The organism is Prauserella rugosa (genome assembly GCF_000719975.1).
GTDB classification, from domain to species: domain Bacteria; phylum Actinomycetota; class Actinomycetes; order Mycobacteriales; family Pseudonocardiaceae; genus Prauserella; species Prauserella rugosa.
This window is the reverse complement of record NZ_JOIJ01000005.1, coordinates 1-26,260: the sequence shown is the minus strand read 5'-3', so window position 1 is coordinate 26,260 and position 26,260 is coordinate 1. Positions and strand designations below refer to the sequence as shown.

Sequence of the window (26,260 nt, the reverse complement as noted above, 5' to 3'; positions counted from 1 at the left end):
CCGGCGCATTCGCCTGCGGATCGCTCCCACCGGCGACTGTGCACCAACCCCACAGAAGGTGGCAAAGTTCTTTGCCGAGGTGGCAAACTCGCGCGTATGGACGAGGAACTGGGCCAGGCCCTCGACGCCGTCGGACCGCGGTTGCGGGCGTTGCGAACACAGCAACAGCTGACGCTCTCGGAACTGTCCGAGCGGACGGGCATCTCGGTCAGCACACTCTCGCGCCTGGAATCCGGCACCCGCCGGCCGACCCTCGAACTGCTCTTCCCGCTGGCCAAGGCGCACGGCGTCGCACTCGACGAGCTGGTCGACGCGCCACCCACCGGCGATCCACGCGTCCACCTGCGCCCGGTGACCAGACACGGGATGACGCTGTTGCCGCTCACGCGGCGTCCGGGAGGGATCCAGGCGTACAAGATGGTCCTGCCCGGCTGCGACACCCCACCCGAACCCGACCCGCAGACCCACGAGGGCTACGAGTGGCTCTACGTCCTCAACGGCAGACTGCGGCTCGTGCTCGGCGAACACGATCTGGCCCTCACCCCCGGCGAGGCCGCGGAATTCGACACCCGCGTGCCCCACTGGTTCGGTTCGGCGGACTGCGAACCCGTCGAATTCCTCAGCCTGTTCGGCAAGCAGGGCGAACGCGCCCACCTCCGCGCAGCCCCGAAAGGCAAGGACATCTGAGGACGGCCCCAACGAGGCGCTCCGCGCCGCTAAGCCCACCCGTCACCCGGCCACCAACCCCCACCGAGGCGCTCCGCGCCGCTATGCCCACCCGTCGCCCGGCCACCAACCCCCCAACGAGGCGCTCCGCGCCGCTATTCTCTTGGGCATGATCACCTGCTCCGTGTGGTGGGCAACCCCGGTGGACGACACCGCCGCACACCGCGAGCTGCTGACCGACGTCGAGCTCGACCGGTTCGGTGCGTACGTCAAACCCGCGGACCGCAGGCGTTTCCTCACCGGGCGCGTACTGGCCAAGACCGTCGTCGCGCGGCACCTGGGCCGGCCCGCCCGCGACGTCGTGTTCGACGCGAGTTGCGACGACTGCGACAAGCAGCACGGCCCGCCCCGCGTTCCGGGCAGTGACCTCGAACTGTCGATCTCCCACTCCGGCGAACGCATCGGCCTGGCCCTCACGCCCGGCGCGAAGGTGGGCCTCGACGTGGAGGCCACGACCCGCCGCGCCGACGACGGCCTCCTCGAATACGCCCTCAGCCCCGCCGAACGCTCCGCCGTCTCCGGCCTGGCTGGCGCCGACCGTGCCCGGGAGTTCTTCCGTTACTGGACCGGCAAGGAAGCGCTCATGAAGGCCACGGGCAAGGGCCTGCGCATCCCGCTCACCAGCCTGACGCTGTCCGCGCCGGGCATGCCGCCCCGGCTCGTGTCCTCCGAGGACCCCGCCCTCGCACCGGACACCGCCCGGCTCGCCGCGTTGTCCCCCGGCGAGGGCTACGACGCCTCGGTGGCCGTGCTGACCGGCGAGGAGCTGGACGTCACAGAGAACTGGTGGAGCCCCGCGGCGCTGGGACACTAGCGAAATGGACGCCGCGCGGCTGGTCGAGGACTTCCGGCACGGGGACTTTCTCCTCGCCACCGACACGAGCACCCTCCTCGCCTCGGGAATCGGGGCCGAGATCGTCGACACCGACGAGGACGCCCTCACCGACCGCGTGACCCGCATCCTCCGCGACCGCGACCACCGCGGCCCGAGCACCGACGACGAGGCCGATATCCGCACCGCGGTCGGCGTCCTGCCGTTCGACGCCGCATCGAGCACGCCGGCCCGCATGGTCGTTCCGGCCACGCTCCGCAGCGCAGGGCCGCCGCACCCCGGCGCAGGCCGCCTCGAACGTCTCGACGTGCCCACCCCCTCCGCCATCCGCGCCGTGCCGTCCGAGGACGCCCACATGAGCGCCGTGGCCACGGCCGTCACCGAGCTCGCCGTGCGTGACCTGCGGAAGGTGGTGCTGGCCAGGGCGCTCGACGTCGAGTTCACCGAACCGGTGCCCACCGAGGCGATCGCGGGCAACCTCGTGCGCGACAACCGGCACGGCTACGTGTTCGCGGCAGGCCTGCCCGGCGAGCGGGTGCTGGTCGGCGCGAGCCCCGAACTGCTCGTCTCCCGTCATGGAAGGCAGGTGGTCTCGCACCCGCACGCCGGGTCGATGCCGCGTTCGGCCGACCCCGAGGTGGACGCCGCGAACGCCCGCCGGCTGCTGAGCTCGAAGAAGGACCGCGTGGAGCATGCGGTGCTGACCGAAGCGGTCGCCGAGACGCTGCGACCGTTCTGCAGCAGGCTCGACGTGCCCGACGAACCGCGACTCGAACGCACGCCCACCATGTGGCACCTGGGCACGCGGATCACCGGCGAACTCGCCGACCCCGACGTCACGGCACTGCGACTGGCCGCGGCCCTGCATCCCACGCCCGCGATCTGCGGGACACCGACGTCGTCGGCGAGGGAACTGGTGCGCGAACTCGAACCGTTCGACCGCGGCTACTACGCGGGCACGGTGGGCTGGGTGAACGCCGACGGCGACGGCGAATGGGCGGTGTCGATCCGCTGCGCCGACACGGGCGCGAAGCACCTGCGGATGTACGCGGGCGGCGGCATCGTGCCGGACTCGGATCCCCGCGCCGAACTGGACGAGACGTCGGCGAAATTCGCGACGCTGGCCCGTGCCATGGGACTCGACACGAGCGAATGAGCACGCGCCGAATCACCGATCAGCTCCGGGAGAACTTCCGGAGATCGGTCGCACGCGCGCGTGCAGATGTCGAAGGACCGTCCGTGGACGGCGCGTCAGCGCGCGCCGCCCACGGACGCACGCATCACTTGAGAGCGTTGATGAGGGCTTCGCGCTGACGGTCGCCGAGGCCGGCGGCCCGACGGTCAGGGTCGATGCCCGCCTGCTCCAGAAGCGCGGCCACCTTCACGGCGCCGAGCCCGGGGACGGCCTTGAGCAGCTGGGTGACCTTCGTCTTCCCAACCGTCTTGTCGTCCTTCGCGCGGTTCAGCACCTTCTCGATGCTCTCCGAACCGTCCTTGATCGACGCAAGCAGCTCCGAGCGCGCCTTGCGAGCCTCGGCCGCCTTGGCCAGGGCTTCCTGCCGCTGTTCCGGAGTCAACGTAGGCAGAGCCAACGTACCTTTCCTTTCTTCTCGGGTGCCGCTTGTGCAGCGGCGACAACCCGGGTCCCCAGGTGCTTGCCCGAGCAAGCGCTGGCCAGGCCGTCTCTTACCACGGGCCCAGTAAACGCCAAGACCCCCGCGTCCGCGAAATCGACACGCGATGACCCCCCGTCCGAGGCATGCAGGTCAAAGCCCACACCCCAGGGTGACCACTGGGCGTGACCGCTATGCATGGCCGTTTTTCCCGGTTTCGGACGTTCCTGCCGAATGTGCTCGCGTGCCGCTGGGTCGGGTCTCGCGCACGGCAGGCACCGACGAATATCGCCCGCGGGTACTGCTCCGAGCCGAGATCGGCGGCTAGGCTCGCGCCAAGCCCAGTTCAGGACGGACCCCGGGAGTCTCAATGTTGAGCACGATGCAGGACGCCCCCCTTTCCATCGCCGACCTCCTCAAGCATGGATCGAGGCTCCATGCCGACAGGGAGGTCGTCACGTGGACCGGTTCGGAACCCCGCCGGCGCAGCTACGGCGAGGTGGGCAAACGTGCGGCGCAGCTGGCGCACGCCCTGCGCGGCCTGGGAGTGACCGGCGACCAACGCGTCGGCACGTTCATGTGGAACAACGCCGAGCATCTCGAGGCCTACCTGGCAATCCCGTCCATGGGCGCGGTGCTCCACACGCTGAACATCCGGCTGTTCCCCGAGCAGCTGGTGTACGTGGCCAACCACGGCGAGGACCACGTCATCATCGTCGACGGTTCGCTGGTGCCGCTGCTGAACAAGCCGCTGGCGGAGTTGAAGACGGTCCGGCACGTGGTGGTCTCCGGTGGCGATCCGGCCGCCGTCGAGGCGCCCGAGGGCGTCCAGGTGCACTCCTACGAGGAGCTGCTCGCCGGGCAGCCCACGGAGTTCGACTGGCCCGAGATCGACGAACGGTCGGCGGCCGCGATGTGTTACACCTCGGGCACGACGGGTGATCCGAAGGGCGTCGCGTACTCGCACCGGTCGATCTGGCTGCACTCCATGCAGGTGTGCATGTCCGACAGCATGCGCCTGTCCGACACCGACACGACGCTGGTCATCGTCCCGCAGTTCCACGCGATGTCGTGGGGCGTGCCGTACGCCGCGTTCATGGTGGGCGCCTCGCTGGTGATGCCGGACCGGTTCCTGCAGCCCGGGCCGATCGCCGAGATCCTCGCCGCCGAGAAGCCGACCCACGCGGCCGCGGTGCCCGCCATCTGGCAGGGCCTGCTGCTGCACCTGGAGGACAACCCGCAGGACATCTCGCACCTGCGCGAGGTCGTGGTGGGCGGCTCGGCGGCCCCGCCGTCGATGATGCACGCCTTCGAGGAGCGCCACGACGTTCCGGTGCTGCACGCCTGGGGCATGACGGAGACGTCGCCGCTGGGCAGCGTGGCCCGTCCGCCGCGCGGCACGACCGGCGAGGAGGCGTGGGGTTACCGCTACACCCAGGGTCGGTTCCCCGCCGCGGTGCGGGCCAGGCTCATCGACGACGACGGCAACGAGGTCCCGTGGGACGGCGAGAGCGTGGGCGAGCTCGAGGTGTCGGGCCCGTGGATCGCGGGTGCCTACCACAAGGACTCCGACCCGGAGAAGTTCCGCGACGGCTGGCTGCGCACGGGCGACGTCGGCAAGATCACGCCGAACGGTTACCTGACGCTGACCGACCGGTCGAAGGACGTCATCAAGTCCGGTGGCGAGTGGATCTCGTCGGTCGACCTGGAGAACCAGGTGATGGCGCACGAGGCGGTCACGGAGGCCGCGGTGGTGGGTGTGCCGGACGAGAAGTGGGACGAGCGTCCCCTCGTCGCGGTCGTCGTCAAGGAGGGCCAGTCGGTCACGGCCGAGGAGCTGCGCGAGTTCCTGCGCGGCAAGGTCGCCAAGTGGCAGCTTCCCGAGCACTGGACGTTCGTGCCTGAGGTGCCGAAGACGAGCGTCGGCAAGTTCGACAAGAAGCGCATTCGCGCCGCACACGCCGAGGGCAAGCTCGACATCAGCCACTTCTAGGCGACCCCCGACCAGCCCAACGGTTTCAAGCCCCCGAGGGCCCCATGGTTGCGTTGAACGCAACCATGGGGCCCTCGGGAGCTTTTACGTGCGGGGGGCGTCACTGCGGGTGAGGGGCGGGATCGTCCGGTGTGATCTGAATGGCGCAACGCGGTTTACAGGTCGCTGTGGAGGCATAACAATCCCCCGACATGCGCGGACGACTCTTCACGGTGCTCCTGGCGGCCGTCACGGCATCGACCATCCTGCAACCGGCGGCCACCGCAGGCTCCCCCGCCGCGTCCGCCGGCCCAGGGAAGTCCGCGGAGGACGAAGCCATCGACTACCACGCGTGGGAGACCGCCGACGAGTTCGCCACCGGCACCCGCAGCGGTGTGCGGGCCGACGCGAACGGCCTCCGCCTCGCCGACCCGCAGAGCGGCCGCGACGGCCACGAGGTCGGCAGCTGGACCTCGCCGGCGTACGAACCCGGGTTCGACGCCTCCGAGCTCATCGCCTCGTGGAACGCCCACACACCGCGCGGCACGTGGATCGAGGTGGAGGCCAAGGCCACGACCGACTCCGGAGCGGACACCCAGTGGTTCACGCTCGGCAAGTGGGCCTACGGCGACGAGGACATCGAGCGCACCAGTGTCGAGAACCAGGCCGACGAGCACGCCTCCGTCTCCACCGACACGCTGATCGCCAAGGACGGGGTCGCGTTCCGCTCGTACCAACTGCGGGTCACGCTGCTGCGCGCCGAGGGCAGCGACGCCACTCCGGTCGTCGACCGGGTCGGCGCGATGACCTCGGACGTACCCGACCGGTTCGAACCGGCCCTCACCGAGCCCGGCGAGGCCAGGGGTGTCGAACTCGACGTGCCCGCCTACGCGCAGAACGTCCACGCGGGCAACTACCCGGAGTACGGCGGTGGCGGTGAGGCGTGGTGCAGCCCGACGGCGACGACGATGGTCGCCGAGTACTGGGGTGCGAAGCCGACCGACGAACAGCTGTCGTGGCTGCCGGCGGACTACCCGGACAAGAGCGTCGCCCACGCCGCCAGGCACACCTACGACTACGCCTACGAGGGCACGGGCAACTGGCCGTTCAACACCGCGTACGCGTCCGAGTACGGCCTCAAGGGCCACATCACGCGGCTGCACTCGCTGGCCGAGCTGGAGAGCTACATCGCGCGCGGCATTCCGGTCATCACGTCGCAGTCGTTCCTGGAGTCCGAACTGGACGGAGCGGGCTACGGAACAGCGGGACATCTCATGGTGGTCGTCGGCTTCACCGACGAGGGCGACGTGATCGCCAACGACCCGGCGTCCTCGTCGAACGACCAGGTACGCCGCGTCTACGACCGCGCCCAGTTCGAGACGATCTGGCAGCGCACCCTGCGCCACGACGAGAACGGCGACGTCGCGGGCGGATCCGGAGGTGTCGCCTACATCATCGAGGGCGAGCGCTGATTGCCCCGCGACCCGCTGTTCACCGACGCCGAGTATCCCGAGGACCCGTATCCGGGTGCTCGGCCGTCCACCTCGTACGTCCACCACGACGGCACCGGATACGCACTCACTGCCGAGACCCTCGCCGCCGTACGCGGGACGCGGATTCCCGTGCTCGCCTACGGTTCCAACGTCTGCCCTTCGAAGATCACGTGGCTGCGGGACACGCTCGGGCTGACCGGGCCCGCCGTCGTCGCCAGGGCCGAGTGCCGCGACGTGGCCGCGGTAGGGTCGGCCGGCCTGCGCGGGCGGGACGGCCAACGCCCCGCGACGCTCGCGGCGGCCCCCGGCGTCACCGAATGGCACGCCGTGTGGTTCGCGACGCCCGAGCAGGTCGCCGTGCTCGACGTGTGCGAGGCACGCGGATCGGCCTACGACCTGGCTCGGCTGCACGGCGGAGGCATCCACCTCGAGGACGGCTCTGTGCTCGACGAGGTGTACGCCTACGTCGGTCGTTCCGAGGGGCGGATGCCGCTGCTCGTCGGCGGCGAACCGGTGCGGATGAGCGAACTTCCACAGCGTAAGGCCCTCGCACTGACCGGGACGCCTGCTCCGGGCCACGGACTCGACGTCACGGTGCTTCCCGCGTCGTCCTTCAGCGGATGAGCTTGCCGGGGTTGAGGATCCCGGTCGGGTCGACCGCACGTTTGGCTGCCGCGAGCACCTCGCCGCCGAGCTGTCCGATCTCGGCCTCGAGATACGGCGCGTGATCGACACCCACCGCGTGGTGATGCGAGATCGTGCCGACGCGATCGTCCGAAATGGCCTCGCACGCGGCGGTTTTCGCCCGCTGCCACTGGCCGACCGGGTCGCGCGTCGAACGTGGCGTCAACACCGTGAAGTACAGCGACGCGCCGGTCTCGTAGGCATGGGAGACGTGGCACATGATCAGCGGGTCCCCAAGTTCGCCGCGCAACGCGGTACGCACCCGGTCGTAGAGCGTTCCGATCTTCGACCAGTGTGTCGCGGTCTCGAGCGTCTCGACACACACCCCGGCGTCCAGCAGCGCGTCCCGCTGACGCGGCCCGCCGAACCGCCCCCTCAGCCACGCGTGCGCGGGTGCCGGTGAGAGCCAGACCGCGCCGCCCGAGCGCAGCAGCCGCATCGCGTCCTTGCGGCGTTTCGCCGATTCGCCGTGCCAGCCCAGCACGAGCAGGCACGGCTCACCGACCCCGCGGACACCGAGGTAGCGCCGCAGCACGCCGGTCTTCCAGCTGCCGGCCAGGTGCAGGGACACCCGCGTTTCATCCACATCGGACAGCCTGGTGATGTCGGCGAGGAGGCCGCGCTGCGCCAACTGCCGCACGAGGCCGCATCCGCGTTCCCAACCGTCGACCGCGAAGGCCTCGTAGTGTTCGGTCTCCGGGACGGGGCGCACACGGACGGCCACCTCGGTGATCACCCCGAGCGCACCCTCGCTGCCGATGGCCAGGTGCCGCAGATCCGGCCCCGCGGCCGAGGCCGGCGCCACGCCGAGTCGCCACTCGCCGCGCGGCGTGGCCAGCCGCACCCCCGACACCATGTCCTCGAACCGCCCGTACCCGGACGAGGCCTGCCCGGCCGAGCGGGTCGCCGCGAATCCGCCGATGGTCGCGCGCTCGTACGACTGCGGGACGTGGCCGAGCGTGAAGCCGTGGGCCGACAGCATGCGTTCGGCGTCCGGTGCGCGCACTCCTGCCTGCAGGACGGCGATGTGCGACACCGGGTCGACGGACACGAGCCGGTTGAGCCGTTCGAGGTCGAGCACGACGACGGAGTCCTTGTCGCCCTTCAACGCCGTCACACCGCCGACGACCGAGGTTCCCCCACCGAACGGCACGACGCCGACGTCGTGGGCGACGCACACCTCGAGCACGCGCTGGACCTGGTCGGGATCGGCCGGCAGCACGACCGCGTCCGGCACCGGCATCCCGGACGCCGGATTCCGCCTGCGCAGTAGGTCCAGATAGGACAGCCCGCCGCTGCGTTCGAGACGGTCGCGCGGCTCGTCGAGGACGTGCCGCGGTCCGACGACCTCGGCCAGCCGCGCACGCGCCTCGCCGGGAAGTCCGGACGGCGGCACGGCGATGGCCGAGTCGGGCGCGACGGGATCACTCGGCGTCAGGTCACCGATCCTGCGGCTGAGCCAGCGCAGCTCGCGGTCGGTGAGGTGTGCGGCGTCGGCCCCTTCGGGCGTCCACGCCCCGCGGAGTCGGTGGTCAAGGCTGTCGGTCACCGCTAGAGTGTGACACATGGATCCAGAACGTCACACCCGTGGCGGAAGTCGTGTCTCCGACGACACACTCCTCGACGCCGCCAGGGCGTGCGTCCTCACCGACGGTGTCCGGCGCACCACCCTGACCGGCATCGCCAAGGCCGCGGGCGTGTCGCGCATGACCGTCTACCGGCGCTTCCCCGACGTCCGCAGCGTGCTCGCCGCCCTGATGACGAGGGAGTTCAGCGCACTGCTCCAGGGCGTCGCCGACGATGCGGGCCCCGGCGGCAGCGCGCGTTCCCGGCTCGTCGAGCACGCGGTCACCGCGGTGCAGCGCCTCGGCACCGACCCGTTGCTGCGCACCGTGCTCGACCTCGACGCCGACCTCCTGCTGCCCTACATCACCGAACGGCTCGGCGCGACACAGCGTGTCGCCGAGGACGGCCTGCGCGCGTTCGTCGAACAGGGCCACGCCGACGGTTCGATCCGTGCGGGCGAGCCCGCGGCGCAGGCGCGGGCGCTGCTGCTGGTGCTGCAGTCGTTCGTGCTCTCCCGCAGGCCCGCCGTGTCCGACTCCCCACGCGCCTCCGCCGTGGACGCTGCCGCGCTCCTCGGCGAACTGGCCCAGCTGCTCGAAGGAGCTCTGAAACCATGATCACGGCTTCGCTCACCGCCCGCAGACGCACGCGCGAACTCGACGAGCTCGCATCCGGCGAACGGGTCGACGTCCTCGTCGTGGGCGGCGGCGTCACCGGCGTCGGATGTGCGCTCGACGCCGCGTCCCGCGGATTGTCGGTGGCCCTCGTCGAAGCACACGACCTGGCGTTCGGCACCTCGCGGTGGTCGAGCAAGCTCGTGCACGGCGGCCTGCGCTATCTGGCACACGGCGAGTTCGGCCTCGCCCACGAGAGCGCGGTCGAGCGCGACATCCTCATGACCCGCACCGCGCCGCACCTGACCAGATCCACGGCGCAGGTCTTCCCGGCCTACGGCGCGAACTCCCGCGCGTCGAGCCTGCTCACGCGCGGCGGACTGCACGCGGGCGACGCGCTGCGCAGGATCGCCCGCACACCGTCGTCCCTGCTGCCGCGACCCCGCGCGGTGCCGCCGGCCGAGGCACTGGCGCTCGCGCCGGGGCTGCGCAGACAGGGCCTGCGCGGCGGGCTGCTCGCCTTCGACGGCGCCCTCACCGACGACGCGCGTCTCGTCGTCGCGATCGCGCGCACGGCGGCGGCCCACGGCGGGCGCATCCTGACCAAGCTGCAGGCGACCGAACTGCACGGCGACCGCGTCGTCGCCCGTGACCGGCTCAGCGGGTCCACAGTGGAACTGCGCGCCCGGCAGGTCGTGAACGCCACGGGGGTGTGGGCGGGTTCCCTGCTGCCGTCGGTGCGGTTGCGGCCGTCCCGCGGCACGCACCTCGTACTCGACGCACGACGCACCGGCCTCGGCGAGACGTCCGTGATGGTCCCCGTTCCCGGCGAGCTCAACCGCTTCGTACTGATGCTGCCCCAACCCGGAGGGCGAGTGTACCTGGGCCTGACCGATGAGCCGCTCGACGGAACACCCGACGACGTCCCCGCCGTTCCGGACTCCGATGTGGACTTCCTGTTGACGGTCGCCTCCTCGGTGCTCGAACGATCGCTGACCCGCGACGACGTACTGGGCGCGTTCGCGGGATTGCGACCGCTGCTGGAGGCCGACGGCAGCACCGCGGACCTGTCCCGCAAACACGCCGTCCTCACGGATCCCGACCGCGGCGTGCTGACGGTGGTGGGCGGCAAACTCACCACCTACCGGCGCATGGCCGAGGACGCCGTCACCGCGGCGATCCGGACGGCGGGCCTGCCGGCCGGTCGCTCGCGCACCGCGCGACTTCCGCTGCTCGGCGCCGCGAGCAGACCGCAGCTGGGCGCCGTGGACGCACCGCCACGACTGGTCGCCAAGTACGGCACCGAGGCACCCCGCGTCGCCGCGCTGGGCGAGGTCGACCCCGAACTCGGCAGGCCCCTGTTCGACGGCACCGACGTCACCGCCGCCGAGGTCGTATGGGCCGTGCGACACGAGGGCGCGATCGACGCCGACGACGTCCTGCACCGGCGCACCCGGCTCGGCCTCGTCACCGCCGACGCCGACGCCGCCCGTGAGCGGGTCGCCGACCTGGTGAGCAGAACAACCGCCGGCCTGACATGAAAAGTGCCCCCGAGGGCCCCTTGGTTGCTTTGTCGAGCACTGCCACGCGGAGCGTGTCCGTTCGGGTGGCGGTGGGCGACGGGTGGGAGCAACTAAGGGGCCCTTGGGGGCACTGGACGAGGCGGTTCAGCGCTCCGAGAGCGGCTTGTAGTCGCGCTCCTTCTCGCCCGTGTAGATCTGGCGCGGGCGGCCGATCTTCGTCTCCGGGTCCTCGATCATCTCGCGCCAGTGCGCGATCCAGCCCGGCAGCCGGCCCAGCGCGAACAGCACCGTGAAGAACTGGGTCGGGAAGCCCATGGCCCGGTAGATCAGACCCGTGTAGAAGTCGACGTTCGGGTAGAGCTTGCGCTCGATGAAGTAGTCGTCCGAGAGCGCGCGCTCCTCGAGCCGCTTGGCGATGTCGAGCAGCTCGTCGTTGCCGCCGATCTTCGACAGGATCTCGTCGGCGGTCTTCTTGATGATCTTCGCGCGCGGGTCGTAGTTCTTGTAGACCCGGTGGCCGAAGCCCATCAGGCGAACGCCGGGCTCCTTGTTCTTGACGCGCTCGACGAACTTGTCGACGTTGCCGCCGTCGGCCTTGATCGCCTCGAGCATGTCGAGCACCGCGCTGTTGGCGCCGCCGTGCAGCGGGCCGAACAGGGCCATGATGCCGGCCGAGATGCTGGCGAACAGGTTCGCCTCGGAGGAGCCGACGAGCCGCACGGTCGACGTGGAGCAGTTCTGCTCGTGGTCGGCGTGCAGGATGAACAGCTGGTCGAGGGCCTTGGCCATGACCGGGTCGATCTCGTACGGCTCGGCGGGCAGGCCGAACGTCATGCGGAGGAAGTTCTCCACCAGGCCCAGCGAGTTGTCCGGGTACAGGAACGGCTGGCCGATGGACTTCTTGTAGGCGTAGGCCGCGATCGTGGGGACCTTCGCCAGCAGACGGACGGTCGAGAGCTCGACGTTCGACTTGTCGAACGGGTCGAGCGCGTCCTGGTAGAACGTGGACAGAGCCGAGACGGCGCTGGACAGCACCGGCATCGGGTGGGCGTCCCGCGGGAAACCGTCGAAGAAGCGCTTCAGGTCCTCGTGCAGCAGCGTGTGCCGGTTGATCTTCGAGGTGAATTCCTCCAGCTGCTGCTTGTTCGGCAGCTCGCCGTGGATCAGCAGGTAGGACACCTCGACGAACGTCGAGCGCTCGGCGAGCTGCTCGATCGGATATCCCCGATAGCGCAGGATCCCCGCGTCACCGTCGATGTAGGTGATGGCGGAAGACGCGGCCCCGGTGTTCACGAAACCCGGGTCATAGGTGATGTAGCCGGTCTGGGCCAGCAGTTTCCCGAGCTGGATGCCGGGGGCGCCTTCGACAGGGCGGACAACCTTGAAGTCGTGCTCGCCATCAGGAAGGCGGAGCACGGCCTTCTCGCCCTCGGACTGCGCCGCAGTCGCGTCGGACATGCACATGCCTCTCACGGTCACACGGGCCGGTCGGTGGCGACCGCAGGTTCTGCTGGTCACCGCGTGTACGCGACAGGCACTTCAGCCTCGTCGCACCGCCCCGCTGGGGTACGAATGCTCCCTTACGCTAGTCCAGATAAGGGCATTTACGCAGCCGTGGCGTTACCCACAGCGACCCGTTGCGACAAGGTTCACACGCTGGCGTTTTGACGTGGCGTTAACTCGTTCGAGGTAGGCGGCTCGGCGCCGCTGCGCGACACCGTCACCCCCGCCGCGCGCGCCGCGAACGCAAGCGCTTGCGTCCAGTCGTCCGGGGTCAGATCCGGCAGCTGCGCCACGTTCCTGCGCGCCAGCCAGGCCAACAACGCACCGTGCACGGTGTCGCCCGCGCCGATGGTGTCGGCGACCGGCACGTCCACGGCAGGCGCGGTCGCCACCTCCCCGTCGGCCGTGAACACCGACAGGCCGTCGCCACCGCGCGTCAGCACGACGGCGTCCACCCCGGCGTCGAGCCAACTCGCGGCGGCCTGCTCGGCGTCCACCCCGCCGGCGAGCCACTCGGCGTCGTCGTCGGAGACCTTCAGCAGCCGCACGCTCGGCAACCACGACGCGAACCGCTCCCGATACGCGTCCGGGTCGGCGATCATGTCGGCGCGAATGTTCGGGTCGAGTGCGGTGAGCACGCCCCTCGCCGCCTCGCGGTGCAGCATCGCCTCGTAGACGCTCGCCCCCGGTTCGAGCACCATGCCCAGCGTGCCGAGCGAGAGGATCGTCGTGGACCCGGGCAGCAGCCCTGGGTCGGCGACGAGCCGGTCGGCCGTTCCCTCGGTGTAGAAGCTGTACCGCGCCGCACCCGAGTCGTCGAGGGCCACCACGGCCAGAGTCGTCGGCTCGTCGCCGCGCTGCACCAGCGAGGTGTCCACACCGGAATCCTCCAGCCGCTGCAGCAGCGCGTCCCCGAAGCGGTCGTTGGACATTCGGGACAGAAACGCCGTCGGCACGTCGAGCCTGCCCGCGGCGAGTGCCACGTTGTACGGACCACCGCCGAGCCGCGGCGCGAGCAGCGCCTTGTCCACGTCGGCGGGCACGAGGTCGACCAGCGCCTCGCCACCGGACACGATCATCGCCGGACTCCCTTCCCCGGTTCGTCAATCTTCGCCACTTGATCGCTCTTTGCCGGTTGGTCGCTCTTCCCCGGTTGGCCGCTCTTTGCCGGTGGGTCGCCGACGTCCGAGCTCGCGCGCAATCCTCGCAGCAGCAGGTCCGACAGCGCCGCGAAGGCGTCGGCATCGGAGTACCCACTGCGTTCGCGGACCGTTCCGTTCTGAATCTGCTCGATGAGCAGCTCCGCGAACTCGGCGACCAAGGGTCCGTGGACGTCGCGGAAGACACCGTCCCGTGCCCCGGTGTCGATGAACCCGCGGATCCGGCCCGCCGCCGCCCGTGAGTTGAACTCGTAGGTCTCGCGCGTGGGCTCGAAGGCGTCGACGTCGGCGATGAACCGCTCGGAGGCTCGGCCCAGCTCCTCGGCGACCCCGGCGAGGTACTCCCTGATCATCGCCGGCGCGTCGGCGGCCGCGGCGACCCGCTCCTCGATGCGATCGGCGGCGCCGCGGAAGAAGTGCGTGACCACCCTGACCGCGAGCTGCTCCTTGCTCGAGGCCAGCGCGTACAGCGTGGACTTGGAGCAGCGAAGGTGCGTGGCGAGGTCGTCGAGGGTGTAGTCGAGAAACCCCTTCGCGAGGAACAGCTCCTCAAGTTCGCCGAGCAACGCCTGCTGACGAGCGGTCGGTTGCCGGTTTCGTCGCCGGGTCTGGTTCGGGGCCATCCTCAGAGCCTATGATGGTACTGCCAAAGCCACCACAGTACTGTTTCTGGTACTGGTTCAAGGGCTCCCGAGGGCCCCATAGTTGCGTTGAACGCAACCATCGGGCCCTTGGGAGCTCGTCGATGGAGTCGTCATGCCAGCCGAACGCCTGCTGCCGGACACCGAGTCCGAGGACCTGGTCGCACTCGCCCGCGAGATCGCCCGTGAGGAACTCGCGCCGGTCGCGGCCGAGTACGAGGAGGCCGAGCGGTTCCCTCGCGAGCAGTTCCGCCTGCTCGGCAAGTCCGGCCTGCTGGGCCTGCCGTATGCGGAGCGCTGGGGCGGCGGCGAGGTGCCGTACGAGACATATCTTCAGGCGCTCGAGGAGATCGCATCGGCCTGGATGTCGGTGGGCGTGGGGCTGTCGGTGCACACGATGTCGTGCTTCGCGCTCGCCCACTACGGCACCGACGAGCAGCGGGACCGGTGGCTGCCCGCGATGCTCGGCGGCGAACTGCTCGGCGCGTACGCGCTGTCGGAGTCGCACGCCGGCTCCGACGCCGCTGCGCTGTCCACGCGGGCACGACTCGACGGCGACCGGTACGTCGTCAACGGCACGAAGGCGTGGATCACCGCGGGTGGGCAGGCCGACTTCTACACGACGATGGTGCGCACGTCCGACGACCCGACCTCCGGCGGCAAGGGCGTCAGCTGCCTGCTGGTGGACGCCTCGACGCCGGGACTGAGCGCAGGCGCCCCGGAACGCAAGATGGGACTGACCGGGTCGACGACCGCGCAGATGACCTTCGCGGACGCGCCCGTACCCGCCGAACGGCTGATCGGCGAGGAGGGTGCGGGCCTGAGGATCGCGCTCGACTCGTTGGCGTCCGGTCGGCTCGGGATCGCGGCGTGTTCGGTCGGGTTGGCGCAGGCCGCACTCGACGAGGCGGTCGCCTACGCCAAGACCCGCACCCAGTTCGGCAAGCCGATCATCGAGCACCAGGGGCTGGAGTTCCTGCTGGCCGACATGGCGGCGGCCGTCGAGTCGTCGCGGGCGACGTATCTCGACGCGGCGCGCAGGCGTGACCGCGGGATGCCGTTCCAGCGCCAGGCGTCGGTGGCGAAACTCGTCGCGACGGACGCCGCCATGAAGGTGACCACGGACGCGGTGCAGGTGCTGGGCGGCGCGGGTTATACGCGCGACTTCCCCGTGGAGCGATACATGCGCGAGGCGAAGGTCCCCCAGATCTTCGAGGGCACGAACCAGATCCAGCGTATGGTCATCGCCCGTGCCCTGAAACAGGCGTAACCAGCCGTGTTGCGCCTTCGGGGGCGCGTGTTGCGCCTTCCGGGGCGCGTGTTGCGAATTCGGGGCGCCGTGTTGCGCCTTCAGGGGCGCGTGTTGCGGACTCCGGGCGCCGTGTTGCAGCCCGGGGATGGCCCACCGACCTCCGTGCTCCGCGCAGACCGTCGTCATCCATGCAACGCGAGACGGTCGGCGCGGGCGATGACGCGAATCGGAAACACGATCGCCGAAACCGCAACACTCTCCCACGAATCCACAACACGGGCTCCCGAATCCGCAACACGGCCACTCCAGGACGCAACACGCGCCCCTGGGGACGCAACACGCGGCCTGCCGGGCCGCGGGGCTACTCGCGGTAGCGGCGGTCGGCCACCACGCCTTCGCCCGTGGTGTCGTCGAAGCGGTACACGTCGCGGCCGCGGACGAACACCCGCCGCGCGCGGTTCATGACGTCGAGCGGGTCGCCCGACCACACCGCGACGTCGGCGTCCATACCCGGCTTCAGTGCACCGATGCGATCACCGAGTCCGAGCATCTCGGCGGGGTTCACCGTCAGGGCGCGCAGCGCGGTGTCCCGGTCCAATCCGTCCTTGACCGCCAGTGCCGCCTGATAGATGAGGAAGTGGATCGGCACCACGGGGTGGTCGGTGGTCAGCGCGAGCTTGACGCCCGCCCGCGCGAGAACGCCCGCCGTGCGCATCGACCGGTTGCGCAACTCCACTTTGGACCGCGAGGTGAACAGCGGACCGAGGATCACCGGAACGTCGCGCTCGGCAAGGAAGTCCGCGATCAGGTGGCCCTCGGTGCCGTGGTTGACCACGAGCTTGTACCCGAACTCCTCGGCCAGCCGCACGGCGGTGACGATGTCGTCGGCGCGGTGCGTGTGCTGGTCCCAGTACAGCTTGCCGTCGAGGACGTCGACGAGCGTCTCCATCGTCAGGTCGACGTCGAACGGCATGCCCTCGCTGCGTGCGTGCTCGCGCTGTGCGGCGTAGTTGCGCGCCTTGGTGAACGCCTCGCGCAGCGTCGCCGCGACGCCGAGACGGGTCGAGGGCGTCTTGTCCTTCTCGCCGTAGACGCGCTTGGGGTTCTCGCCGAGTGCGCTCTTGACGCTGACGTCCTCGGCGAACGTCATGTCGACGACGGTGCGGCCCCACGTCTTGACGCCGACGGTGCGCCCGCCAATCGGGTTGCCCGAGCCGGGCTTGACCACGACGCTCGTCACTCCACCGGACAGCGCGTCGTCGAAGCCGACCTCGTACGGGTCGATGCCGTCGAGTGCGCGGAAACGTGCGCCGTTCGGATCGGTCATCTCGTTGGTGTCGTTGCCGGACCAGCCCTCGCCGTCCTCGTGCACGCCGAGGTGGGCGTGCGCGTCGATGAAGCCGGGCAGCACCCACCCGCCGGCGGCGTCGACGATCTCGGCGTCGGCCGGAACGTCGACGTCGGCGCCCACGGCGGCGATCGTGGCGCCGTCCAGCAGCACCGTGCCACCGTCGATCGGGTCGCCGTCGACGGGAACCACATATCCGTTCGTGATCGCGATAGTCATAGTTCGCTACGCTAACGAACCTTCGACCCGCACGCCCCACGAACCGCTCCACGACTCGCGAGGTTCGAGCGCGATGAGGTCGATGCCCGAGTTCAGCGCGTCGGCCGGGCACGTCATCGGTTCGATCGCGATGGCCCGGCCGCGTCCGGGGAAGTCGGACGGGGTGAACACCTGGGCCCAGCGGAAGTCGGGGTCGGACCAGATGTCCAGGTGTGTGTCGTGGTGGCTCAGCCACACGTGGTGCCTGCCGTCGTCGCCTGCCTCAAGACCGGTGAACGCCGTGTCGAGGTCCAGTCCACCGACGATCCGGCCGCCGCGCAGGTCGTACTCGGTGCCGTCGACGTCCTGTTCGTCGGCGAACGGCAGCTGCCGCTCATCGTCGAACGGCCACACGCGGCTCGCGGGCAGGGTGAGCGTGAGTTCGTCGGTGGGCACGTCGCCGATGCGGAAGTAGGGGTGTGTGCCGACACCGACGCCGATGGCCTTGTCGCCCTCGTTGCTGATCGTGTGGGTGACCGTGAGGCCGCGGGGTGCGAGGTCGTAGACGACGCCGGTGCGCAGCGGCACGGGCCAGCCCTTGTCGGCGCCGATGTCGCAGCCGAAGGTGATCGACGATTCGGCGTGCTCGACGAGTTCCCACTCCTTGCGGCGGGCCAGGCCGTGGATGGCGTTGCCGCGTGCGGGTTCGGTGACCTCGAGTTCCTGTTCCTGTCCGTCGAACGTCCACCGCGCGCCGGCGGTGCGGTTGGGCCACGGCACCAGGATCTGGCCGGCGCCCTTCGGCGGTTTCTCGTCCTCGGCGAAGGTCTCGACCAACGGTTTGCCGCCGATGGTCAGCGAGCGCAACCCGGCACCGATCTCGGTGACGACGGCGCGGGCGTTTCCTCGGACGAGTTCGAACTGTTCCCCGGTCGGATTGGCCATGCCTGTCACCGTAGTCGCCTACGGTGACAGGCATGACAGTGCAGGCCGTCGGTGTGGACGGCTGCGATGCCGCGACGTACTCGATCCGACGGCGGTGACGCCGCAGGCGGTGTCGCCACCGCTTTCGGCGACCTTCCGTGGGCCGCCCGGGCACTACTCGTCGGCGGTGGCGGCCTCGCTGGACCTGCGCATGGCGAGGTGGTTGACGCCCCACAGGACCAGGCCGACGACGAGCAGGATCGCCGCGACGACGTAGTCGCGTGCGGGGCGTCCCGACAGCGGACTGGCCAGGTACAGGCAGAAGATCGCGGCGAACACCGGGATGATCGTCGGCGCGCGGAAGTGCTTGTGCGGCACGGGGTCGCGGCGCAGCGCCAGCACCGCGACGTTGACCACCGCGAACACGACCAGCAGCAGCAACGCGGTCGTGCCGCCGAGCACGTCGATGTCGACCGTGGACACCAGGACCATCGCGATGACGCTGGTGAACACGATCGCGACCCACGGGCTGCGCCGGAACGGGTGCACCGTGCCGAACACCTTCGGGATGATGCGCTCGTTCGCCATGCCGTAGACGAGCCTGCTGGCCATGAGCATGTTGATCAGCGCGGAGTTGATGACGGCGAACAGCCCGATGGCCGAGAAGATCTCCCGCGGCATGCCGGGTGCGCCGATGTCGATGACCTTCAGCAGGGCTCCGCTCTCGGCGGCTTCGAGATCACCTGCGGGCACGAGCAGCGACGAGGTGACCGACACGAAGATGTAGATGGTCGCGGCGATGACCATGCCCCAGAGCATCGCCTTGGGGAACACGCGTGCCGGGTCCTTGGTCTCCTCGGCCATGTTGACCGAGTCCTCGAAGCCGACCATCGAGAAGAATGCCAGCGAGGTGGCGGACGTGATCGCCACGAGCATGGTCTGGTCCTGGGTGTTGAACTCGACCAGGCGACTCGGCTCACCCGCGCCGTTCAGGACCGCCCAGGCGCCGACGCCGATGATGATCAGCAGACCGCCGATCTCGATGCACGTCAACACGACGTTGGTGGTCACCGACTCGCGGACGCCACGGAAATTGATGACGCCGAGCAGCGCGATGAACAGAATCGCCATGAGCGGCATCGGTGAGGTGATGAACTCGGCGAGATAGGTGTCGCCGAAGGCCACCGCGGCCGACGAGGCCGACGTGATTCCCGAGCACATCACGGCGAAGGCGACCAGGAACGTCAGGATGCGAACGTTGAACGCCTTGTGCGTGTACAGCGCCGCACCGGCAGCCCTCGGGTACTTCCCGACGAGTTCCAGATAGCAAAGCCTGACGTTGTCTGCATTAGGCTAACCCCATGCGACTACTTGGCGCAATACGGCTATCTAGCATGACCGAGGCGACCACCTCCCCGGAACGGCAACGGGAGATCATTACGCGCTGGGCGGCGTTCCGCCAGGACGAGATCATCGGCTGGGCGGAGGACCTGGACGTTTCCGCGACGACGTACGGGCCGATGGCGCGCCCGGAACTAGGCGACTGGTTACAACGTCGATCCGATGAGTTCGACGCGGTGGTCTTTTGGAAGCTCGACCGGGCCGTCCGGTCTGCTAGCGACCTATCCGAGCTAATCCGGTGGGCAAAGGACAATCGCAAAGGCCTGGTGTTCGCTGAGGATGCCTTAGACCTCGACACCCCAACCGGTGAAGCTATGGCCTACATCTCGGCCGTGTTCGCCCACCTAGAATCGGTGCGTATCTCCGAGCGGGTTACGTCGGCGCAGAGCTACTTACGGTCGACCAACCGGCGGGCTAGTGGATATGCCCCGTACGGGTACCGCACCGTAGACAACCCCGACGGCCGAGGACGTGTATTGGCGGTCGACCCGGATACCTCGGCGATCGTCCGTCAGATGGTTGCTAGAGCTATCGAGGGTGCGTCAATGGGCGCCATAGCCCGTGAGCTGAACGCCCAGGGGGTCGCACCCCCACGGGGTGCGACCGCCAAAGACGGAACACCTCGGTACTGGGGTCGAGAGGTTGTTGCGGGCATTCTGAGATCTCCCGCAATACTCGGGCAGAAGATCCACAAGGGGCGCCCCGTCCGTGGTGACGATGGGTTGCCATTGGTGGTCGCCCCGCCGCTGATTGACCACGACACGCACCAACAGCTAAAAGCCGCCATCGCGGCACGGGCGGGCTCTCGGCGCCGAACACACGAGGGCGACCCGCTGGTAGGTGTTGTCGAGTGTTGGCACTGTGGCCGCCCGGCGTACCGCCATGCCGCGACCCGCCGACTTGCCAGCGGACCGAAGACCTACGTCACCTATCGGTGCAAACCCCGAACCGACGGGCCGCCCAACTGTGGGGGTTCGGTCGACGAAGACACCGTGAAATCCCTACTGGAGTGGCAGTTTCTTGATGTCGCGGGGGGCCTTGAACGCAAAATTCGCCGGTTCATACCCGGGGAGGACCACACCGCCGAACTGGAACGGGTGAAGGCCAGCATTACCGATCTCCGAACGGCCCGTTACCAACGGGCTGAGTTCACCACGGCCGACGATGTCGCCGAGTACGACCGTATGATGGAGGCCTTGCTAGCGGAACGAGAGCGCCTGTCAGAGCTGCCTCAGCGACCCTCCGGGTGGGTGTTGGAACCGGCTGGGGAGACGTACGCCGAGGCGTGGCAGCGGTCCGACTGGGCGCAGCGGGCGCAGCTAGTAAGCGATGCTGGGCTACGTCTACGCGTGGGCAGCGAGCCCCGATCCAACGTTCTGTATGCCTCGATGGTGAGCATGGATACACAGGCCGCCCTCCGGACCTCCGAGCAGCGTTGGAACCGCGACCGCGACGAGCGCGTCTCACGTTAGAGTTACGGCCCACTGACGCAACGTCACCAGGGGGAGGACCATATGCCCGAGTTCGACGCACCAAAGCCCGTCGGAGGCGGTTCAGCCGAGACGGCGCAGGTCGGCAAGATGCTAGGCAACCTAAACCCTCTCGACTCGAAGCAGATGGCTCACGCTGAGAACCAGAGCAGCCAGTTGCTGGAATCCGCCAAAGGCGGTGGGTTCCGTGTGAGCGAGAACGCAGCGAAGCCGATCAGAGACGCCCTCATCGAGGCTTACGACGACGTCCTTGGGATTCTCAAAGAAGCCCGCGTCCTCGCGGCGGAGCCGCAGCTCGGTACGGGGCCTTACGCGCAGCAGGTAGCTAACCACGTCCGACAAAGCGCCGACGGCCCGCAGGGCATCTTGCCGGTCTTGGAACAGTTAAAGGGCATCCTTCAGAAGTCAGAGCAAGCCCTCAAGATCGCGATGGACAACTACCGCGAGACCGAGGCAGAGCAGCAAAGCACCTTCAACGGGAACTAGGAGTTAACACGGTGCGGTCCTCACGCGCGCCCCTGGTCGTACTTGCCACCGCGTCCGCGTTCGTTCTTGGCGCCTGTTCTCAGGGTGAAAACGGCACCCCAGAGGCCGAGGGCGGACCGACTTCGGCGGTATCGCAACCCGCCGCCGATGAGAGTCCGTTGTCTGGGTTCGACCCCTGTTCGGCCCTCACTACCGAAGAGGTGGCCAAGCATGGCGCCGTCAAAGGTGGCCCCACACGCGAAACCATTGGAACGGCGCAGGTGTGCTCATGGGACGGTGACCCTGGGCACAGCACCAAGGACGTTCCCAGTACGGCGGTGGCTGTTCGTGAAAACGGCGGTGTGGACCAAATGACCGACTTTGGTCGCGGCGTCCAGCGCTCCAGCGAGAACGGCCGAGAGTACGCCCAATCAGCGGGCAACGGTGGCTGCACGATCGCCATTAGCGTTACCAAGTCATCCCGCGTTGACATCCAGGTGAGCGGTATCGACGACCTGAAGGCATGCGATATGGCGAACGCGTTGGTCGAGGTGGCCGAGCCGCGCATCCCGCAGGGTTGAGCGCGACGCCGGGCCGTTAGGCCCGGCGTCTTAGCCGTGTTACCCGCCCCACCTGGGGTAGAACGGCGGGACCAGCTCACCCGGCCGTTCCTGGGCCGCCTCCGCCGTCGTGACGGCTCGAATTGCCTCAGGTCCGTAGGTGATGCGGTGTCCTACAAGACCAAGCGCTTCGGGCATCCTCCGGCCGTCTCCAGACGGCATGGGCGGCACGCCTGGTGCGGCGATAAGCGGCCAACCTTGGTAACCCCCGCCGATGCCGCCAGGGTCGCTGTTGCACGGGTGCGCCCCGGCGGCCGCGAGGCGGCCGCGAAGCTGGTGGGCGGCGGTGATCCTGGCGTTTAGGTCGTGCAGTTCGCCTAGGGTCTTGCGGGACACCCCGCGAAGGTATACCTGTACCGCCCGGTTCCACCCGTTGGACAGCGTGTCGTCCGGTAGCGGCGTAGGCAGCTCAACCTTGTCGGCCTGGGCGAACAGTTCGTTGATCAAATCGACCAAGTACCGCTCGATCTCAAGCCCGGCGGCTTGTAGGCGATCACGAATCTCCCGGCAGGTAGCTTTAAGGTCGGCCTCGGCGATTTTCCTAGCTTCCTGGCGGAGGCCTTCGGCGTTAAGCGCGTGCTCGGCACGCTCAAGAACGCTTGTGCCAGTCGGGACAGGCGTGGGGATGTTCCTCGCCGTTTCGACAGCAGCGTGGTAGTCCTGGGCGGCCTGGGTCACCACGTCTGGCGTAGTAATACCCGGGGTGCGACTCCAGGTGTTCACGATCAGCCTCACGGCCTGTTCCGGGTCGGCTGCGGGGCGGCAGTTCGTCATGAGTTTCCCTTTCTTCGTAGACAGAAGTAACAACGGCTGCTAAGGCCGCTACTGGTGTGGGGGTTAATCGGAAAAGCGGCGGACGGCCGCCGTTGAAAGCATTGGGTGCACTGCTTCCGAGGGGTGGCCCTTCGGATTTCAGCGGCCGACCGGGTGGCGTTAATCGCCTCGTAGTGCCGCTCACGAGCGGCGCGGTGCCAAAGGCGGCAGTGCTCACACACCCGCCGTAGGCACCGAGGCCGCCCACGGCGGCATTCGCGGCCGTGGTGCCTAAAGGCGTTGGCGTTGATGTCATGCGGCGCCGTGATGCGTTGACCGTTGTACGTCGCCCCAGAACACCGTAGAATAAAAGGGTGCGGGTGTTCTCTAGGGCAGTTTCGGTGGATGTACGGCATTAACCCTCCGAGGGCCATCCTGGCCGCCGTAGATGGTCAACCGGGCGTCCAAGGGCGGCTAGGTAGGCCGCCAGGTGTGGGTAGACGGTGTGATCGGTAGCGTCGTGGATGGACCCGGCCTCAAGCCGGGTCCAGCCGTCTGGGGGATCAACGGCACGGGTTAAACGGCAGGCCTCGCAGACGACGAGTTTCAGCGTGTCCACCCCGCCTCGACGTATTCCTTGATGATCTCGGCGAGCAGGGCCTCCACGGTCATCCCGTGGGCGTTAGCGACGCGCTGTAGACGTGCCGTCGTTTCGGAGGGAAGCTCTAGCAGCGGTAGGGTAATCATTCAGTCTCTTTCTTGGGCCGATGGGTTCGACGTGGGCCATCACGGGCCAACTCAGAAAATCCGGCCGTCAGATTGGACAGGACGGTTAGGTCGAGCGTCTGACCACGCCTTTTCCGACGGCCTAGAACAGGCCGAGTGATACGGAAATGGGGGTCCGGCTCATCACACCAGGACGCGTACTGGGCGATACGGAGACGCTCAAATAGCGTGCCCAAAAACCGCTAAGACGCGGTCTTCGTCTGGGATAAACACGCCGCGACCGACGGCTTCGGCAAACACAAAGTAGTTCCACGCGAGCCGTTGATCTCCCGCGGCTTCGGCCTTACGGCCAAGCCGCAGGGCTTTAGCAATCCGGTGTTCTCGCTGCTGGACATTAGGGAAACTGTTGTCGACCCATACGGATGTTGGAACGTCAAAGTCGACCCAACGGCCCTTCGCGGCCTTAACGGCATTAGCCGTCTTATCGCGGCCACGTCGTACCCGATCGCGCCTGCATTCCGAGCAAGACCCGTCGGCATCTCGGCCGGTTATCGTGGTGTCGTGACGCTTGTTGCGACAGTACATAACGGCACCTCCTTTCCATCTCGATACGGGGAGTGGCCAAAAAGAGACACCCCCGCCGCGAAGCGGGGGCGTCGTGGGCGTAGCTGACATGCTGCCCGGTCTTCCTGGGCGCTGAATCAGGAAGACAAATAGATGACGGTGGCTAGAGCCTTGGAGACCGGCCCGGCTCAAGGCCGCCCCTAACCACCGTCAAACTCGGGGGATCCGGTCGAGAATATCCGCTACCGGCTCATCCGGATCGTCGATTGGCGGCACGCGGTCCTCGAAGGTTGCGAGGATCGCCTGTCCGCCCTCGGCTCGCTCGTGGCCGCTGGGGGCTAGCGAGCTGAAGGCCTTCTTTAGGCGGTGCCGGTCTTCCGGGCGAAGACCCAGATCCCCGATTTCCTCGGCGGACGGCGGGTTCCCTGTAGCGACCGCGTGGTGAACCAAGCTGCGCAGGCGGTTGTCTCGTGGCATGTATGTTTCCCTTTCTGGTTCCCTTTCACATAACGGGGGCGACCTAGCGCCGACGTGGGAGCCGTCCGATAGTCAGCGCTAGGTCGCCTAAACCGGCGGAGCGCGGAAAGGGGGCGCGCTCGAACGCCGGTGGCTTTTACCCCTACGTCTTTAACTGGCCGCGAAATGAGTCTTCTTTGGGGCATGGTCGGCTGAAGTTCACCCATGCGGCCCCTATGGGCATAGGCTGTTGTCTTCGAAGCCGCAAAGGGCGCTCTCGTTTTCCCCTACACCTTCGTGTATGTGCCGCCACGGGGTACCCGGCGGCATAAAGCGCCTAAAGTTCACCCGAGAAGGTGTATCTACTGGGTAACACCTCGTTCGTGATCTCGTTGAAACTTCGAGGGGGCCGAGCGGACGCCCAGAATGTCCGGGAGGACCCCCTCCGGAGCCGGGGCTTAAGTGTCGACGTCGGGCTTCAACACGTTCACCATCTCGGCGAACCCGTTGGGATACCGAAGCAGGCCGTTACGGACGAACTCCCGCTTGCGATAGTTACAGCTTGGGCAGCACGGGGTGACGTTCCGCAGCGTGTTTCGGCCGCCCCTGGCGAACGCCTCGAAGTGATCAAGCCCGGTACACGGCGCTAGGCAATAAGTGCACGTCCACGGCGTCGGACCGAACGCCGTTATCACCTCGTCCAGGTCCAGGCGGTCCGTCAGGCCGTACTCTCGCGCCTTTTGGTTGGCACGATTGACGGACTGGCGGGCAGGGCTTGCCTCGCGGTAATTCTTCCGGTGGTCTTTGTTTTCAGCGCACCACTTCGTGGTGTTTGCGCTGTTGCACTCTCGGCAGAGGTTCCGGTAACCGGTCGAGTTGTTCTTATCCTTCGCAAACTGCGACAGCCCATCCGACTCCCATGCTTCGAGCCCGCACCGGGAACAGGCGCGAAGAGGCTTCGGAGGGGCTGCTGCCCGGCGCTCTGCGGCCCGAGCGGCGGTAGCCGCTCGTTGCCGCTCACGGATGGCTTCCCGGTTCTTCTCGGCGTATCTACGGGTTCGTGCGGCGGTACAAGGTTTGCACCGGTTTTCACGGCCGTAACGGGCAGCTTTGGCGGCCGTGAAACGCTCCAGGTCGGCATCCGTGTGCGCTTTGAGCGCACAATCCCGACAGGTTCTCAATGGCTTGTCCACGGTTTTCGTCATCCCCTTCGACTAGTGGGCTATAGTGCCCTCCTAGACGCCAGACGAAGGTCCGTGATCTCCTTCTCGAAGGTCCGAGATCTCCTTCTTCATCCCCGCAATTCAGGGCGCCTTTAGTCCTCACTTAGCGGCACCCGGTGCCACATTAGGGGCCTTTACACGACCGGGGTATCTGTAAAGGCCCAAGGGTAGCCCGAAGTACCGCCCTCGTACGCTGGGCGAACTGCAAATCGCTGCCGTTTAGTCGCCCATAGTTTCTGAAAAACCCGGAACGCTATCGTGGCCAACCACGGATGCTATGAACACCGGTCCTGACCAGGGCAAACGGGGGTCACCCCCCAGGGGAGGGTGGGGTCTCACGAAAACAAGAGCCACCTTGAAAGGACACAATACCGTCGAAACTGGGCGGCGCGTATGACAACCAAGGTTGTCGCCTAGTACTCCAGCCGTAGATCGTGATGGTCATGGTTCTCTGGTGGATTGTTGCTGGTAGTGGGCCTGCCGGGCTCGGTATTGATGCTGTCTGCGCCAGGC

At 68.0% G+C, this 26,260-nt stretch carries 21 protein-coding genes and 2 pseudogenes; 12 read left to right on the top strand and 11 right to left on the bottom strand.

Annotated elements, in window-relative coordinates; genetic code table 11:
- Positions 1-96: 96 nt before the first annotated feature.
- From IF64_RS0108585 to IF64_RS0108575, 3 genes are all read left to right on the top strand, one after another.
- Entirely contained in the window at positions 97-687 is a 591-nt protein-coding gene (locus tag IF64_RS0108585) for a helix-turn-helix domain-containing protein (protein WP_030531503.1), read from the top strand.
- Between the two features lie 148 nt (positions 688-835).
- Positions 836-1,540 carry a 4'-phosphopantetheinyl transferase family protein gene (locus IF64_RS0108580; RefSeq protein ID WP_030531502.1) on the top strand — a complete coding sequence of 235 codons (705 nt, stop codon included), beginning with the start codon at positions 836-838 and terminating at the stop codon, positions 1,538-1,540.
- Between the two features lie 4 nt (positions 1,541-1,544).
- Complete coding sequence (locus IF64_RS0108575) at positions 1,545-2,714, top strand: isochorismate synthase (protein WP_030531501.1); 1,170 nt, start codon at positions 1,545-1,547, stop codon at positions 2,712-2,714.
- Positions 2,715-2,838: 124 nt separating this feature from the next.
- Here IF64_RS0108575 and mihF read toward each other — a convergent pair whose 3' ends face one another.
- Complete coding sequence (gene mihF, locus IF64_RS0108570; RefSeq protein WP_030531500.1) at positions 2,839-3,150, bottom strand: integration host factor, actinobacterial type; 312 nt, start codon at positions 3,148-3,150, stop codon at positions 2,839-2,841.
- 391 nt (positions 3,151-3,541) lie between these two features.
- Here mihF and IF64_RS0108565 point away from each other — a divergent pair, with 391 nt between their 5' ends.
- The 3 genes from IF64_RS0108565 to IF64_RS0108555 all read left to right on the top strand — a co-directional run bounded on the left by IF64_RS0108565 (position 3,542) and on the right by IF64_RS0108555 (position 7,260).
- On the top strand, positions 3,542-5,164 hold the full coding sequence (locus IF64_RS0108565; RefSeq protein ID WP_030531499.1) for a long-chain fatty acid--CoA ligase: 1,623 nt from the start codon (positions 3,542-3,544) through the stop codon (positions 5,162-5,164).
- 191 nt (positions 5,165-5,355) lie between these two features.
- Positions 5,356-6,615 (top strand): peptidase C39 family protein, encoded by a 1,260-nt coding sequence (locus IF64_RS0108560; RefSeq protein WP_030531498.1) that lies wholly within the window; start codon positions 5,356-5,358, stop codon positions 6,613-6,615.
- Positions 6,616-7,260 carry a hypothetical protein gene (locus IF64_RS0108555; protein WP_030531497.1) on the top strand — a complete coding sequence of 215 codons (645 nt, stop codon included), beginning with the start codon at positions 6,616-6,618 and terminating at the stop codon, positions 7,258-7,260. It begins immediately after the preceding gene.
- Here the strand turns inward: IF64_RS0108555 and IF64_RS0108550 are convergent.
- Positions 7,250-8,869 carry an FAD-binding oxidoreductase gene (locus IF64_RS0108550; protein WP_030531496.1) on the bottom strand — a complete coding sequence of 540 codons (1,620 nt, stop codon included), beginning with the start codon at positions 8,867-8,869 and terminating at the stop codon, positions 7,250-7,252. The genes IF64_RS0108555 and IF64_RS0108550 overlap by 11 nt on opposite strands.
- A gap of 16 nt (positions 8,870-8,885) precedes the next feature.
- Between IF64_RS0108550 and IF64_RS0108545 the strand changes: the two genes are divergently transcribed.
- Together IF64_RS0108545 and IF64_RS0108540 are read left to right on the top strand one after the other, a co-directional pair.
- Positions 8,886-9,503, top strand: coding sequence for a TetR/AcrR family transcriptional regulator (locus IF64_RS0108545; protein WP_030531495.1), 618 nt, complete (start codon positions 8,886-8,888; stop codon positions 9,501-9,503).
- The gene (locus IF64_RS0108540; protein ID WP_030531494.1) at positions 9,500-11,041 is read left to right on the top strand and encodes a glycerol-3-phosphate dehydrogenase/oxidase; all 1,542 of its coding nucleotides are present in this window, start codon (positions 9,500-9,502) and stop codon (positions 11,039-11,041) included. The genes IF64_RS0108545 and IF64_RS0108540 overlap by 4 nt, the downstream gene beginning before the upstream one ends.
- A 126-nt stretch (positions 11,042-11,167) precedes the next feature.
- On the opposite strand, the gene IF64_RS0108535 is transcribed toward IF64_RS0108540, so the two are convergent.
- The 3 genes and pseudogenes from IF64_RS0108535 to IF64_RS0108525 all read right to left on the bottom strand — a co-directional run.
- Positions 11,168-12,481, bottom strand: coding sequence for a citrate synthase (locus IF64_RS0108535; protein WP_051757658.1), 1,314 nt, complete (start codon positions 12,479-12,481; stop codon positions 11,168-11,170).
- 191 nt (positions 12,482-12,672) lie between these two features.
- Positions 12,673-13,605: a carbohydrate kinase family protein gene (locus tag IF64_RS0108530; protein WP_030531492.1), complete on the bottom strand. Its 933-nt coding sequence runs from the start codon at positions 13,603-13,605 to the stop codon at positions 12,673-12,675.
- A gap of 119 nt (positions 13,606-13,724) precedes the next feature.
- A pseudogene (locus IF64_RS0108525) lies at positions 13,725-14,309 on the bottom strand (TetR family transcriptional regulator); the annotation flags it as partial.
- Positions 14,310-14,442: 133 nt separating this feature from the next.
- Here IF64_RS0108525 and IF64_RS0108520 point away from each other — a divergent pair.
- Positions 14,443-15,597 carry an acyl-CoA dehydrogenase family protein gene (locus IF64_RS0108520; protein WP_030531490.1) on the top strand — a complete coding sequence of 385 codons (1,155 nt, stop codon included), beginning with the start codon at positions 14,443-14,445 and terminating at the stop codon, positions 15,595-15,597.
- Between the two features lie 343 nt (positions 15,598-15,940).
- On the opposite strand, the gene IF64_RS0108515 is transcribed toward IF64_RS0108520, so the two are convergent.
- The 3 genes and pseudogenes from IF64_RS0108515 to IF64_RS0108505 all read right to left on the bottom strand — a co-directional run.
- On the bottom strand, positions 15,941-17,146 hold the full coding sequence (locus IF64_RS0108515; protein ID WP_030531489.1) for an amidohydrolase: 1,206 nt from the start codon (positions 17,144-17,146) through the stop codon (positions 15,941-15,943).
- A 6-nt stretch (positions 17,147-17,152) separates the two neighbouring features.
- Entirely contained in the window at positions 17,153-18,070 is a 918-nt protein-coding gene (locus tag IF64_RS0108510; protein WP_030531488.1) for an aldose 1-epimerase family protein, read from the bottom strand.
- 153 nt (positions 18,071-18,223) lie between these two features.
- Positions 18,224-19,375 (bottom strand): annotated as a pseudogene (locus tag IF64_RS0108505) (APC family permease); the annotation flags it as partial.
- A gap of 35 nt (positions 19,376-19,410) precedes the next feature.
- Between IF64_RS0108505 and IF64_RS26505 the strand changes: the two are divergent.
- Genes IF64_RS26505 through IF64_RS26500 form a run of 3 tightly spaced genes read left to right on the top strand, consistent with a single transcriptional unit; the run spans position 19,411 to position 21,986 of the window.
- Complete coding sequence (locus IF64_RS26505) at positions 19,411-20,922, top strand: recombinase family protein (protein ID WP_084705738.1); 1,512 nt, start codon at positions 19,411-19,413, stop codon at positions 20,920-20,922.
- Positions 20,923-20,964: 42 nt separating this feature from the next.
- On the top strand, positions 20,965-21,426 hold the full coding sequence (locus IF64_RS0108495; protein ID WP_051757581.1) for a hypothetical protein: 462 nt from the start codon (positions 20,965-20,967) through the stop codon (positions 21,424-21,426).
- Between the two features lie 11 nt (positions 21,427-21,437).
- Positions 21,438-21,986 (top strand): DUF3558 family protein, encoded by a 549-nt coding sequence (locus tag IF64_RS26500; RefSeq protein ID WP_084705737.1) that lies wholly within the window; start codon positions 21,438-21,440, stop codon positions 21,984-21,986.
- A gap of 39 nt (positions 21,987-22,025) precedes the next feature.
- Here the strand turns inward: IF64_RS26500 and IF64_RS0108485 are convergent, their stop codons facing one another.
- The 3 genes from IF64_RS0108485 to IF64_RS28200 all read right to left on the bottom strand — a co-directional run bounded on the left by IF64_RS0108485 (position 22,026) and on the right by IF64_RS28200 (position 25,729).
- Positions 22,026-22,760 (bottom strand): hypothetical protein, encoded by a 735-nt coding sequence (locus tag IF64_RS0108485; protein WP_030531483.1) that lies wholly within the window; start codon positions 22,758-22,760, stop codon positions 22,026-22,028.
- 1,518 nt (positions 22,761-24,278) lie between these two features.
- Positions 24,279-24,545, bottom strand: coding sequence for a hypothetical protein (locus IF64_RS27080; protein WP_145600473.1), 267 nt, complete (start codon positions 24,543-24,545; stop codon positions 24,279-24,281).
- A 437-nt stretch (positions 24,546-24,982) separates the two neighbouring features.
- Positions 24,983-25,729 (bottom strand): HNH endonuclease, encoded by a 747-nt coding sequence (locus IF64_RS28200; RefSeq protein WP_084705736.1) that lies wholly within the window; start codon positions 25,727-25,729, stop codon positions 24,983-24,985.
- Positions 25,730-26,260 lie beyond the last annotated feature (531 nt).